This is a genomic window from Paenibacillus sp. CCS19 (genome assembly GCF_033239625.1).
Lineage (GTDB): Bacteria > Bacillota > Bacilli > Paenibacillales > Paenibacillaceae > Paenibacillus_T.
The window spans coordinates 189,640-203,385 of sequence record NZ_BTCK01000002.1 but is presented as its reverse complement, the minus strand read 5'-3'; the positions used below and the strand labels follow the sequence as shown (position 1 = coordinate 203,385).

Annotated in this window: 13 protein-coding genes; 3 read left to right on the top strand and 10 right to left on the bottom strand. The window is 47.9% G+C overall.

Annotation, left to right across the window (positions count from 1 at the left end):
• Window positions 1-178 precede the first annotated feature (178 nt).
• From SBI19_RS02995 to SBI19_RS02970, 6 genes are all read right to left on the bottom strand, one after another.
• Window positions 179-1,480: an ABC transporter substrate-binding protein gene (locus SBI19_RS02995; RefSeq protein WP_317964793.1), complete on the bottom strand. Its 1,302-nt coding sequence runs from the start codon at window positions 1,478-1,480 to the stop codon at window positions 179-181.
• A gap of 116 nt (window positions 1,481-1,596) precedes the next feature.
• Entirely contained in the window at window positions 1,597-1,893 is a 297-nt protein-coding gene (locus SBI19_RS02990; protein ID WP_317964791.1) for a hypothetical protein, read from the bottom strand.
• A 180-nt stretch (window positions 1,894-2,073) separates the two neighbouring features.
• Window positions 2,074-2,874 (bottom strand): ABC transporter substrate-binding protein, encoded by an 801-nt coding sequence (locus SBI19_RS02985; RefSeq protein WP_317964789.1) that lies wholly within the window; start codon window positions 2,872-2,874, stop codon window positions 2,074-2,076.
• Between the two features lie 51 nt (window positions 2,875-2,925).
• Complete coding sequence (locus tag SBI19_RS02980; protein WP_317964787.1) at window positions 2,926-4,326, bottom strand: ABC transporter substrate-binding protein; 1,401 nt, start codon at window positions 4,324-4,326, stop codon at window positions 2,926-2,928.
• A gap of 194 nt (window positions 4,327-4,520) precedes the next feature.
• Window positions 4,521-5,846 (bottom strand): ABC transporter substrate-binding protein, encoded by a 1,326-nt coding sequence (locus SBI19_RS02975; protein ID WP_317964785.1) that lies wholly within the window; start codon window positions 5,844-5,846, stop codon window positions 4,521-4,523.
• A 140-nt stretch (window positions 5,847-5,986) separates the two neighbouring features.
• Window positions 5,987-7,147, bottom strand: a complete 1,161-nt coding sequence (locus tag SBI19_RS02970; RefSeq protein ID WP_483312228.1) for an ABC transporter substrate-binding protein — start codon at window positions 7,145-7,147, stop codon at window positions 5,987-5,989.
• Between SBI19_RS02970 and SBI19_RS29620 the strand changes: the two genes are divergently transcribed.
• Complete coding sequence (locus tag SBI19_RS29620; protein WP_483312227.1) at window positions 7,112-7,312, top strand: Loki-CTERM sorting domain-containing protein; 201 nt, start codon at window positions 7,112-7,114, stop codon at window positions 7,310-7,312. The two genes, SBI19_RS02970 and SBI19_RS29620, sit on opposite strands and share 36 nt — an antisense overlap.
• Window positions 7,313-7,822: 510 nt before the next feature.
• Here the strand turns inward: SBI19_RS29620 and SBI19_RS02965 are convergent.
• Window positions 7,823-8,809: a glycoside hydrolase family 43 protein gene (locus tag SBI19_RS02965; RefSeq protein ID WP_317964781.1), complete on the bottom strand. Its 987-nt coding sequence runs from the start codon at window positions 8,807-8,809 to the stop codon at window positions 7,823-7,825.
• Between the two features lie 161 nt (window positions 8,810-8,970).
• On the opposite strand from SBI19_RS02965, the gene SBI19_RS02960 reads away from it, so the two are divergent.
• Both SBI19_RS02960 and SBI19_RS02955 read left to right on the top strand, forming a co-directional pair.
• The gene (locus SBI19_RS02960) at window positions 8,971-9,885 is read left to right on the top strand and encodes a helix-turn-helix transcriptional regulator (RefSeq protein WP_317964779.1); all 915 of its coding nucleotides are present in this window, start codon (window positions 8,971-8,973) and stop codon (window positions 9,883-9,885) included.
• Window positions 9,886-9,963: 78 nt separating this feature from the next.
• Window positions 9,964-10,488 carry a DinB family protein gene (locus SBI19_RS02955; RefSeq protein ID WP_317964777.1) on the top strand — a complete coding sequence of 175 codons (525 nt, stop codon included), beginning with the start codon at window positions 9,964-9,966 and terminating at the stop codon, window positions 10,486-10,488.
• A 66-nt stretch (window positions 10,489-10,554) separates the two neighbouring features.
• Here the strand turns inward: SBI19_RS02955 and SBI19_RS02950 are convergent, their stop codons facing one another.
• The 3 genes from SBI19_RS02950 to SBI19_RS02940 form a co-directional block, all read right to left on the bottom strand.
• A complete protein-coding gene (locus tag SBI19_RS02950; protein WP_317964775.1) occupies window positions 10,555-11,391 on the bottom strand; it encodes a carbohydrate ABC transporter permease in 837 nt (278 codons plus the stop codon).
• Window positions 11,388-12,275, bottom strand: coding sequence for a carbohydrate ABC transporter permease (locus SBI19_RS02945; protein ID WP_317964773.1), 888 nt, complete (start codon window positions 12,273-12,275; stop codon window positions 11,388-11,390). Before SBI19_RS02945 ends, SBI19_RS02950 begins: the two co-directional genes overlap by 4 nt.
• 75 nt (window positions 12,276-12,350) lie before the next feature.
• Entirely contained in the window at window positions 12,351-13,652 is a 1,302-nt protein-coding gene (locus SBI19_RS02940; RefSeq protein WP_317964771.1) for an ABC transporter substrate-binding protein, read from the bottom strand.
• Window positions 13,653-13,746: the final 94 nt, after the last annotated feature.

The following is a 13,746-nucleotide window of genomic DNA, read 5'->3' as shown; positions in this document are numbered from 1 at the left end:
GACATCATCACCAGCGATACGTTAGAACATCAATGTGTGTGGCATCTCATTAAGTCACCATCTACTATTACAGTTACATTAATAACTATAAATTACTATATATACCACAAATATAAACCCCTCATATTCCAGTCTTTCACCTCTCATTTCTAAGTCAGTTACATTTAGTTTCTACTCACTAATCAGCCAGGCGTCCGAACTCGTCTTCCAATTGAGAAGCGTACCTCTTCAACTCCTCACTTGCCTCCTGTCCGTTTCTGATCGCAAGCAGCTGTTGCGGCAGCGATAATTGAATGGCATCGTAAAAATTCGTATGGGCTTCATGCCAATACAAAGTCGCTGGAACAGCTCTAGCCATCGATTGTATGAGAATCGCTTCCCTAGCTGCATCCACTGACTCATTCAACGAACTGGTCGCTGCTTGAAGTGTATACGTGGCGATATCCTTATATAACGAATCCCGATCCTTCATTAAATAGCTTATCAGTTGCATCGCCATACCCTTATGAGGTGACTTCGAGGTCAGCGACAATCCTGATATGAATGCGGGATTGATACCATCCTTCACGCCAGGCAAGGCCGCAATTCCGATTCCGTTGTTTTCTTGTGCGATCTCCTCGTAACTATTTTTCATCGAAGTAGATAGATTGAAGCCATACGCAAAATCGACAGCAAGCGCAATCTTCCCGGCCGCTAAATCATAGGGCATAGGAGGTTGCATATCCGTAACAATGTGAGCATGATAGTCCATCTTCGTACCAATATCGGTAATCCACTTGGCTGCCTTGGTCGCCTCTTCGCTATCCATGTAGCCTTCAAACGTCCTGCCATCCACTCCAACAATGCGTCCTCCATATAGCCCTGTTGCCCATTCCAGTGTAAAAGGCGATAGCGGGATATACACCGTTTCACCCGCAGCTTTCAACTTGACAATCGCATCGTTCAGACTATTTATATCCCACCCGTCGTTTGGCGCTTCGATGCCATACATTGCGAATATATCCTTGTTATAATAGAGAATCATCGGGTTAATCTTGCTTCGAGTGCCTAATACGTAACCGTCATCCGACTTGATCGTGTACTCGTCTAGGTCCGTTTCATTGATGTTCAACGGCTCAATGATTCCCCTGTGATACAGCTCTCTCATTTGGTTAGGGACCAACTCCACGATATCTGGTACATTCTTCGCGTCCTTATACAGCTCAGAAGGATGTTCGATTCGAGTCCAAGGAGCGAACATAACATATTGATCGCTAACCAGGTCATTATAGGAGTTGGCCCACTCGATCTTAATCTCCACATCCGGATGCTCTTCTGTAAAACGTTGGAGCTTCTGAACTAATAATTGACTTTTCCATCTGGAAACGAGTGTAATGGAGAGTTGCTGCTTACCTGCCTCCCCGGCAGAGTTATGATCATATTCCATCGTTGGCGACGACGACATACAACCGGTCAACGTCAGGCAGATTACAATTGCCATAAATCTATGGATGTTCCTCATTAACACATTCCTTTCCTCACCATGTTTGCTCTTGAATCGCCGTTCAGTATGGCGTGAACTAACGGAATTGCAACATCAATACGCATAACGCCTTATCATTGTCGTTCGAGCATCATTGCATATTTCTTGAGTTCCGCATCAGCAGGCTGTCCATCACGAATTGCCGTTAAAGCGGGAACTCCAGAATACAAATTCGTATAGGTAAGATTGCCGGTAACCAGATTCAAATAAAAGGCTGCCGGTACGGAATGCTCCATCTCTCTTGTCACGATAGCAAGCCTATCCGGGTTGATTGCGATATCGCTGCTCTTCGCATTCGCCTGCAGCGTATTCCGTGCAACACCTTTGTAGAATGAATCTGGATCTGCAGTCAAGTAACGGAGCAATTCCATCGCCAACGCTTTGTGTGTTGACTGTGACGTTAGTGACAAGCCTGAGACTTGAGCAGGATTTATACCATTCAATCCTTTAGGCAAATCTGCTATTGCAACTTGATCGTTCTGCTGAATGATCTCCTCGTAGCTGTTCGTATTTCCAGGATTATAACCATACGCATACTCTACTGCGAACGCCTACTTCCCGTTAATTAACCAATACGGCATTGGCACTGGTTCCTTCGTAATATCCACGAATTTGACATCCGTCCCGATACCTGCAAGCCATTCCGCCCCTTGAACAGCCTCATTGCTGTCAATATAGCTCAAGTATGTCATGCCATCACTCGCTACAATTCGTCCCCCGAATAGACTGGTTGCCCATTCGAATGTATATGGTGACATCGGGATGAATACCCCTTCCCCAGCTGCCTTTAGCTTGTGTATCACTTCGTTCAGTTCCTTGACTCCCCACTCCTCCGTAGGGGGATCAAGATCAAGCACCTCAAAGACTGATTGGTTATAGTAGATGAGCAGCGGGTTTATCTTGCTAATAACACCGATCACATAACCATCTGTTGATGAGATAACGAAATCTTTAAGCGAGGTGCTGTTCATATTCAATGGCTCAAGCTTCCCTAGGCGATAGAGTTCTCGCATCTGATCTGGCGCCAGCTCGACGAGATCCGGAACTTCAACGCTGGGTGCTTCCTCGTACAAATAAGCGGGCTCTTTACTTTTATCCCACGATGCCTTTAGTACATCATGAGGGTTCCAATGAATCTTAATTTCTACATTCGGATGCTCGCTGCCGAATTGTTCGATTCTGCGGGCGAGCCAATGCCGATCGTTCCCTCTAAACCAGGACACAAGCTCCACCGTTAACTTCTGTTTCTCTGGAATTGTATTTGCCATCCTATATTGATCGCCTTGCGACGATGCACAGCCTGTTAAGCACAAGCTCATCAACAGTAGAATACCGAGGAAGGCTTTTTTCACGAATGTCCCCCCTTGTGGCGAGGTATGGAGTAAAATTGATTTTATTTCTTCTCATTGCTGCAATTGAACGATATATTGCTTCAGTTGATCAATCCCGCCTTGACCATCTCTGATCGCTATAAGCGGATTAGGTATGGCTGTTTTATAGTAGGTATGAATCACCGCTCTAGTGTTCTCATGCATGTAAAGCGTTGCCGGCACTGAGCGCTTCATTTCTTCCAAAATTGTGGATTTTCGTTCTTCGCTCACGGGCATATTAAGCTCCTTCATAAAAGCGTTTAACGTATGCGTTGCAATATTTGAATTAAGTGTGCTTCTATCCTTGGTTAGATACCGTAGTAATTGCATAGCCAAGTCTTTGGATTTGGATCTCGAGGTTAACGATAGCGCAGATATTTGGGCCGGATTAATGCCGTTCTCTCCTCTTGGTACTCCAGCTATATGAACCTGTTCGTTACGCTGTGCGATTTCCTCATAGCTGTTCACACTTGATGGTAAAAAACCGTATGCATACTCGATTGCCAGCGCGGTCTTCCCTTCCATCAAAATATAAGGAAACATATTTTCTGTATTAGAACCTTCTGGAAATTCTATCTTCGTACCAATGCTTGAGATCCATCTGGCGGCCTTTAACGTCTCTTCACTGTCCAAGTAGCCCGTGAATGTTGTACCGTCAGCCCCCACAATTCGACTGCCAAACAGACTGGCTGCCCACTCCAATGTGTACGGTGACAACGGGATGTAAACCTCATAACCCGCAGCTTTCAGAATGCCAATTGCCTTATTAAGCTCACTAATCCCCCACTGCTCCGAAGGTGGATCAATACCTAATGATTCGAATATTTCCTTGTTATAGTAGAGAAGCAGCGGATTGACTTTGCTCTTGATGCCGAGAACATAACCATCATTAGAAGTAACCACGTATTCATCAAGCACGGATTCATTCATGTTTAAAGGTTCGATCCTGCCAAGTCGATACAAATCTTTCACTTGATTAGGCACAAGTTCAACGATATCCGGTGTTTTCTGCGCATCGTCGTCATACAGATAGGACGGATCTGTTGTTTTGAACCATGATGCCTTTCGCCCATTACCATAACCTTGATGCCAGTCGATCTTGATCTCCACATTAGGATGTTCTTGCTGGAACAGCTCGATTTTATGCGCCAATAGGTGTTCTTTCGGCAGTATGGTGTTCCAAGAGATTAATTGGATCGTAAGTAATTGTTTCTCGTCGTCTGCAGGCTGCAGAATATCCTTCTGAGCGTTCAGGCTTGTACAACCGGATATCAGAATAACAATAAATAAGAGAATGCCAACGAAGCATTGCCGCATCATAACCACCCTTTGTAAAAATGCTTGAATCTCGTTCCCCACGCTAACGAGAGCCAAGATGCTGAATTCTTCCGACTGAGCAGCGTATCTCTTCAACATATCAATGGTGTCACGCATATCGTCGGCCCTCGTTTTCTCGTTAGCGATTACATTAAACTTACTAAATCATCCACTTTATAGAAAACCCGTCGGATTCTAGAACTTCGCATATATAAAACTTGATTGCTCTCTGTACGAAATAAAAGCCCGATTCCGTAATGGAATCGGGCTCTATAGATTGAATTATTCACGCTTGTAATGCTGCTTTCTTGCTACCATTTACCTCTTTGGTCTGGAAACTTCGACTCGACGGCGTGAGTAAGATTTTGGAGGACAGGCTCGATTGAATCAGGCTCGAACAACTCCTTGATAGCGTCTGTAATATTAGCAGGAGGCAAATACAGGATACCATAATTACCAAGAAAGCCTGGATTAAGCTGGAAGGTTGAAGGTGTAGCAACCATCGTTTCCAAATCCATCACTCGCATCAGTTCTTCCTGCTGTACAAGAGGACTGTCGCTGAATCTATGGTCCCTATTCCCCAGCGCATTATAGTTAGCGAAGTTCACAGCGTCTTCACCGTTACCTGCTAATTCTTTCAGGAGCGCCTCTGCCGCTGCCTTGTTCTTTGACTGACTAAATATCGCCAACCCGGATATATAGGTTGTATTATGCCGTTTCCCATCCGCAAACAACGGCATTCGGGTAATTCGCAGGTTCATATTGTCGTTAAGCAAGTTGTATAGTTCAGAAGGTCTGCCCATTCCAAGTGCCACTTGATCAAAATTAAAGTAAGAACTCTTGCCAATCACACTCATACGTTTGGATCGCTGCTCTCTTATATCCGAGACATAACGATTGAATGCCGAAACTGTTGATTCACTGTCCAGATATCCGGAGAAGTGCATCCCATCATTCGATGCATACGTACCTCCTAACCCCTGTATGATGGGCTCAACTACACCGAAACCACCATCTGGAAAATCTGGAATATCAGTCATGTAGTTTTCTTCAGCCAGCCGCCGCGACGCAGAGATGAAATCATCCCATGTCCAATTGTCATCCGGCAACGGAATACCTAATTGACCGAACACCTGTTCATCGTAATAGACAATTACCGGCTCGTTACTAATCGGAAGCATCCAAGCTGATCCATTCACTCTCGTCTTATCAATCAACTGCTCATAGGGTGTTGCTAGACCTAGATTTTGGATTAATGTGTCGAGGTTTTCTAACTCATTCGGATTGGCCACCCACCGAATCTGATAAGGCACTACCTCCATGATATCAGGCAGTGGATCTTGAGGAATTGTAGAGGCCTGACTCGTCAAAAAGCTAATATCGATCATTTCAATATCGAGATCGGGATGCTTAGCCTGAAAATCGATTAAGCGATCATAAATCGGCCCCGTCACGGAATGATCAAGCGGATGTACTTGTCCCTTCGACGCACCTGTGTCGATTGCAATCCGCAGTTTCCCTGACAGATGCTCTTCATCCACCATCAAATCTGATTGTCTACTGCATGCAGATGCAGGCAGCAGCAGAACCAAGACTATCGATAATGTAACGATCCTTCTTCTTATTAAACGATACATTTTGGTACCTCCTCTACAATCCGAACCCCTACCAGCTGTATTGTATATCCCAATAGTTACGGATGAAGCCTGTCATATTCTAGTTGTTCAACCCTTGCATCTCACTGTCAACTGTAGCATTCTCACCACGATTGTAATCGCTAGTGATCAGCCAAGGATCCGAATTCCTCATCCAATTGAGAAGCGTATCTCTTCAATGCCTCGCTTGCGTCCTGCCCATTTCTAATATCGAGAAGCGGTTGCGGAAGGGAAATTTGAATGACGCCGTAGAAATTAATATTTGCTTCATGCCGATACAACGCAGCTGGGACGGCTTTTGACATCGCTTGCATAACAATCGCTTCTCTAGCAGCATCCACTGGCTCGCTCAACGATCTGGTCGCTGCCTGAAGCGAATACGTGGCGATGTCCCTATACAATGAATCCCGATCCTTCATCAAATAGCGAATAAGCTGCATCGCCACATCCTTATGAGGCGAATTCGAGGTCAGCGACAATCCTGATATAAGTGCCGGATTAATACCTTCCTTCTCGCCCGGCAAGGCTGCTATTCCGAGCCCGTTGTTTTCTTGCGCGAGCTCCTCGTAGCTATTTTTATTGGATATATTAAAGCCGTATGCAAAATCGACAGCAAGCGCAATCTTCCCGGCCGCTAAATCATAAGGCATAGGCGGGCGAATATCCGCTATATCCGTCGAACCATAGTCCATCTTCGTTCCAATATCGGTAATCCACTTGGCTGCTTTGGTCGCCTCTTCACTATCAATGTAGCCTTCAAACGTCCTGCCATCCACACCAACAATGCGTCCTCCATATATCCCTGTTGCCCATTCCAGCGTGAAAGGTGATAGTGGGATATACACCGTTTCACCTGCGGCCTTCAGCCGCATAATTGCGTCGTTCAGACGATTCATATCCCACTCGTTGTTTGGCGCTTCGATTCCGAGAGATGCGAATATATCCTTGTTGTAGTAGAGAATCATCGGGTTAATTTCGCTTCGGATTCCTAATACGTAACCGTCATCCGACTTAATCGTGTACTCTTCAAGGTCTGTTTCATTCATATTTAACGGTTCAATGACTCCCTTACGGTACAGCTCTCTCATTTGATAAGGGACCAGTTCCACGATATCCGGTACATTCTTAGCGTTCTCATATAGCTCGGAAGGCTTTTCGATCCGAGCCCATGGAGCAAACAAAACCCAAAACTTATTTAATGGGTCAATATAAGAGTAAACCCACTCAATCTTTATCTCCACATTCGGATGCTCTTCTGCAAAACGTTGTATTTTCTGGGTCAACAGTTCACTCTTCCATCTGGAAACGAGCTTGATGGAGAGCTGCTGCTTCTCTGTCTCTCCGTTAGCTGCATCATCGTAATCCACCGCCGAAGACGACGACATGCAACCGGTCAACATCATAATGATTACGATTGCCATCAGTCTATGGATGCTCCTCACCAGTAAACTCCTCTCCCATTCATGTTTACTCTTGCCGATCGCAATTGCATGTCTCTTCACGCTTATTGCACACAAGTATCCGAATAAACGTTCCATGGACGTATACACGAATCATACGCATCCGAGTCGTGGCTAAACGTCTGGAAATCTGTATCAAGCATCTCGGCATATTGCGTCAGCGCCTCTCGAGCAGGCTGCCGATTCCTAATCTGCATGAACGCCAAAGGTCGACTCACTAAATAATTGGCCTGATTCCCGTGATTATCGAATAAATAAATCGCTGCCAGAATCGCCCACTTCTTCGGCTCGCTATGTACGCTCTACACCTCACGACTCCTCCTCCTTCAACACAATCGCAATCACTTGAAATATTTACATTAAACGTACTAAAATGACCACAATATAGAAAACCCTTCTAAATCTAGCACTTCCATTCCCTTACTAAGACGTAATACATTCATTGCCCACAACAAAAAAAGCCCGATTCCGTAATGGAATCGGGCTCTGGTCTAACAGTTACGCTTTATAAGGATCGATCGTCTGGATCGTACCATCCTCATTGTACTTCAGCTCCGTGTATTTCACAGAGCGCTTATGGTTCACGCCTTCCGACAGTTCGCAGTCGTGGTAGAACAGGTACCATTTGTTCTCGAACTCGACGATGGAGTGGTGAGTCGTCCAGCCGATAACCGGCGTCAGGATCGTACCTTTGAACGTAAACGGTCCCATCGGATTCGTGCCGACTGCATAGACAAGCTTATGCGTCGTACCCGTCGAGTACGACAGGTAGTACAAGCCGTTGTACTTATGCATCCATGGGCCTTCGAAATAACGACGGTCTTCGTCGCCAGCGACGATCGGATTGCCGTCCTCGTCAACGATCGAGATTTCATGAATTTCCGACGCGAACGACTTCATGTCTTCGCTCAGGCGCACGACGCGTGGACCGATTGCTGGTGCGTCTGCCGCTGGACCTTCCGTAACCTCAGGCTTGAAAGTGCCTGTTTGCCATTTCTCCAGTTGGCCGCCCCACAGGCCGCCGAAGTACATGTAAGCTTCGTTATCTTCATCAACGAGCACCGCAGGGTCGATGCTGTAGCTGCCTTCCATGTAGTTCTCTTCCGGCTTGAATGGACCTGCTGGCGAGTCGCTTGTCGCTACGCCGATACGGAAGATGCCGTCATGGTCGCGCGCTGGGAAGAACAAGTAATACGTGTTATTCTTGAATGCTGCGTCTGGCGCCCACATTTGCTTGGAAGCCCAAGGCACATCACGTACATGAAGCGCTTCGCCATGGTCGACTACCGGCGATTCGAAGTTATCGAGCGACAGAATGTGGTAGTCCTCCATCGCATATTGATCGCCGTTATCGTTGTCTGGGCCATCGTGGTCGAGGTCATGCGACGGGTAAATGTATATTTTGCCATCGAATACATGAGCGGATGGGTCAGCTGTGTAAATATGCGTAACAATCGGCTGGTTCGGTTTTGGTGCGTTGGACATTGCGAGATCGGCCTCCAGTCAAAATATATATCATTGATACTATACAGTAAGTTTAACGGTTAAATAAAGTTTTAGCAATCAGGCAATTTATATATGATCACCTATCAAAATATAGATTATAATCAAGCTTACGTTTATGATCTACTCGAACGAGGTGCTTTATGAAGCTAGAACGATTAATCTCCATCATTTACAAGCTGCTTAACCATGACGTCTTGTCCGCCTCCATGCTTGCAGACGAATTCCAAGTGTCCCAGCGAACCATCTACCGAGACATCGATATCATCTGCGCTGCCGGCATCCCGGTCGTATCGTATCAGGGAATGAAAGGCGGATATGGCATTATGGACGGTTACAAAATGGATAAAAGCCTGCTCGGCTCCTACGATGTCAGCTCGCTGATCACCGTCCTTCACAGCCTCTCCACTATATTCGAGGATGATCGTGCGCAGAATACGATCGAACGTCTCAAGACGATTGGAGCGGAGCATACCCATCCCAGTCTCGCCGTTAATCTAGCGTCCAATACGACCAATCCTGCGGCGCTTCCTCTGCTTCGTAAAGCCATAGCGGATCGTAATGTCATCCGCTTCGATTACATTAATGCGAAGAACGAACGATCGACTCGCGAGATGGAACCGCTCCGGCTTCATTACAAATATAGAAACTGGTATGTCTACGGTTATTGTCTCGCGCGACATGATTATCGAGAGTTCAGGCTTTCGCGAATGTTGGATGCCTGCGCAACCGATCGGTTCTTTAAGCCGCACGAGATTATGGATACGACGGCTTCTATAGACAGCGGCTGGTCTGGATCGGTGGAGGATGTCGTGATCCGAGTCGGTCCGGCAGCATTGGCGAGCGCGATGGATCACTTCCACCTCGCCGACAAACAGTTTCACCCCGACGGCAGCATGACGATGCGCATTCCGGTCCATCAGCCGCTAGAAGCACGATGGCTGTGGGCCATCCTGCTCAGCTTCGGCAGCGGCGCCGAAGTGCTGGAACCGCGAACGCTTCGAAGCATCCTAAAAGAACAGCTTATCCAATCGCTTAAATTTTATGAGGAAGTATGACAGCTTGTTGTCATACTTCCTTTTCTATAATGAGACCAAGAACGAATTCAATACGAGCAAATAGAGGAGAGATTAAGAATGACAAACCATATTGCAGAGATGTTCAATTATCACACTTGGGCTAATCAGACGCTGCTCGGGCATATGAAGACACTTCCATCCACCGTCCTACATCAAGATTTCAACATCGGTTCCTTCAAGACGATCGCCCATGCGTTCAGCCATATCTATGCGGTTGATTCGATGTGGCACCTCGTACTAACAGGCATGAGCATGCGGGACGCACTGGCCGCAACGACGACGATGAACAGGAGTGCGCTGGACCAACTTGAGGAATACGAAGATAAATTCGCCGAGGTGTCGGAACAATTCAACCAATGGCTGAGCAGCCAAGCGGATCTGGAGCAAACCATTACGTTAGACAATCCTTATGCAGGCGTACGTCAAACGCGGCTATCGGAAATCATGCTCCATGTCATCAATCACGGCACCTATCACAGAGGCAACATTACGACGATGCTCCGTCAACTCGGTCATGCATCGACGATGACTGACATGGCATTGTTCTGGTATATGCAGCCGAAGGTTGTAGAGGCTGGCTAATGGGGTCATGACAAAAAGGTTGAGCAGCACATCTGCTCAACCTTTTACCTATAACCGGACCCTACGTTACCCCTTCACCGCACCATTCGTCAGTCCGCTTACGATGTAGCGCTGAACGAAGATGAAGATGAGCACGACCGGGATGATGCTGACCGTGCCGAAAGCCATCGTATTGTTCCATGACGTGCTCTGGAAGCCGAGGAACGTATAGATGCCCGCCGTAATCGGACGCATGCTCTCCTTGCTTATGAACGTCATGCCATAGATGAGATCGCCCCATGCGAATAGGAACGAGAAGACCATGACAACGACGACGCCAGGCATCGCGATCGGCAGCATGATGCGGAAGAACGTTCGAACCGTCCCGCAGCCATCGATCTTCGCCGACTCTTCGAGTTCCTTCGGCAGTCCGGCGAAATAGCTGCGCAGCGTAACGACCGAGAACGGAATGCCGATCGTTGCGTTCGCGAGAATCGTACTCCAGTAGGTAGGGCCGATGAGACCTAGATGCTTGAACAAGATGAACAACGGCGTCAGAATAAGCGATGACGGCAGCATCTGCGTCACGAGGAACAGCAGCAGGAAGATGCGGCTTCCCGGGAACTTATAACGCCCAAGCCCATACGAAGCCGGGATCGCCAGCACCGTAGCGATGACGAGCGAACCAAGCGCAATAATGGCGCTGTTCTTGAAGCCGCTCCAGATGTTATACGAGGAGCCCGACAGCTGCTCCGTATACGATTTGATATCAATCGTGTGCGGGTACCAAGTGATAGGCGACCGGAAAATCTCGCCCTCTGGCTTGAGCGAAGTGACGATCATCCAATACAGCGGGAACAAAAACACGATCGTTACCGCAATTGCGAAGATAGGGAGCAGCCACGCGGAGTAACGTTTCTTCATGAACTGCTCACCTCTTCTTTCCTAACCATCCACAGATACAGAACGCCGACAAGGAATAGAATAACGAACATCACGTTAGCTGCGGCTGCGCCTTGGCTGAACTTGAACATCTCGAACGACAGCTTGTAGGCGTAGGTCGACATCATCTGCGTTGCATTCACGGGACCGCCATGCGTCGCGATGAGGACAAGCTCGAACACCTTGAACGTATATATGAAACCTAGAACGAGCAGCGAATAGATGGCGGGCTTCAGCAATGGTAATGTCAGTCTTACAAACTTCTGTCCTGCATTAGCACCATCAATGGACGCACTCTCGTAAATATCCTTCGGAATAGTCGTCAACCCTGTCGTAAGCAGAATCATATTGAACGGAATGCCGATCCACGTATTGGCGATAATAAGCGTAATCATCGCGGGAACAGGCGTCACGAGCCAATCAACATGTGACCCGAGATGCAGCTGTTGGATCAGTTCGTTCACGACTCCGTCGCCGCTGAACATGAACTTGTACATCATGGCGGTAATCGTCGCCGGCAGCAACCAGCTGATCATAATGAAACCGCGCAGCCGCTGCGCGAACCGGAAGCTCTTGGAGAAGAGGAGCGCGAATGCCAAGCCGATAATGAATTGCAATACGATACAAGCCACGGTGTAGATCAGCGTGTTGACGATCGACTTTACGAGAACCCCTTCCTCGAACAAATCCTTATAATTCTGAAGCCCGACGTATGGCTGCTCCCCATGCGAGACGTTCATGACGTTCACATCCAGCAGGCTGAGCCTGATGTTATCAATAATCGGATAGCCGACGAAGAATAGCATATAAATTAAAGCGGGCAGCACTAGCACATAACCCGTTATTTTCTGATGTCTGCTCAGCAAAGGCCCCTCACCACCCTATTGATAGCATTTGGAGTACGGGGCGACGGCCCCATACTCCAATCGCACCTCTATCTATTACTTACCAAGAATCTTATCGATCTTCGCTTGCGCTTCCGCAGCATTGTCTGCCGCCGTGCCGCTGCCGAGCAGCGACTTGTCGAGCGCTTCGGACAAGGCATTGGAGATTTCAGGCCACTTCGGATGCGGGCCGCGCGGCTGTGCATAGTTCATGTTGTCCGCGAACACTTTCAACTGCTCGTTATCTGCCCAATACGGATCTGCCGCTACGTCTTTGCGAGCCGGGAAGTAGCCGAAGCCTTGCGCGAAGCCTTTGAGAACTTCCGGCGATTCCACATACATAGCGAAGTCAACTGCCTCGTCCACATGCTTCCCGTTAACGATGCCTAGATTCTCCCCGCCGAGTACGGAGGAGTACTGTTGGTCTTTCGGTACAAGCGCGATGCCGTACTTCAGGTCAGGCGCGTTCGTTGCGAGCTCCGGCAGCTGCCATGGGCCGTTGATCATCATGGCGATTTTGCCGGAAGCGAATTGTTTCATGACGTCTGCCTGCGTCCAGTTGATTACATCCTTGCTCATCGATCCGTCTTTGACCAGGTTACCCAAGAAATCGTATGCTTTCGCACCTTCTGCACCGCCGACGTTATCGAACGTCGCGCCTGCCGACAGCAGCCAAGGAAGGAATTGGAACGTGCCTTCTTCGTTCGCCGGAGCTGCGATGCCGATACCGGTTACGCCGTCCTTCGTGAGCGCTTTCGCCGTCGTACGAAGTTCATCCCACGTCGTTGGAGGCTTCACTCCTGCATCGGACAGCATCTTCTCGTTGTAGAACAAAGCCAAGTTGTTGCTGCCCAGCGGAATTGCGTATTGCTTGCCGTCCAGAATCGTCGAGGACCATGGACCAGGGAAGAATTGATCTTTGTCCGCCCAAGCGTTGACTTTATCCGTAATATCCGCGAACAGGCCCATCGCCGCATATGCAGCCGTATCCGGGTTGTCGATGACGACGATATCCGGCAGATCGGAAGCAGCAAGACCAACCGAGAGTTTCTTCTTGAAATCAGCGAATGGAATGAATACCGGTTCGATTTCGACGTTCGGATTTTTGGCCGTATAGCCATCCGTCAGCGCCTTGATTTTGTCGAAGCGCTCTTTGCCTTCAAAATAGAACCAAAGGGTAAGCTTCGTTTTCTCTGCCGTTTCTTCGGTCTTCGCTGTGGAGTCAGTCGTTGGAGCAGACGATTCCGTTTCCGTCTTCGTTGTCGTCTGGGAAGTCTCGTTGTCCTTATCGGAAGAACCACAACCTGCTAGCCCCGTTACGAGCGCTGCCGCGATGAGGCCAGCCGCCATCTTTTTCATGTTTGAACCCCCTAAGTGATCATTGTTTGTGCTTGCATGTTCAGTGTATCGAATTGAAAGCGCTTCGAAAATTTCATAATCATCCGAAAGGTGG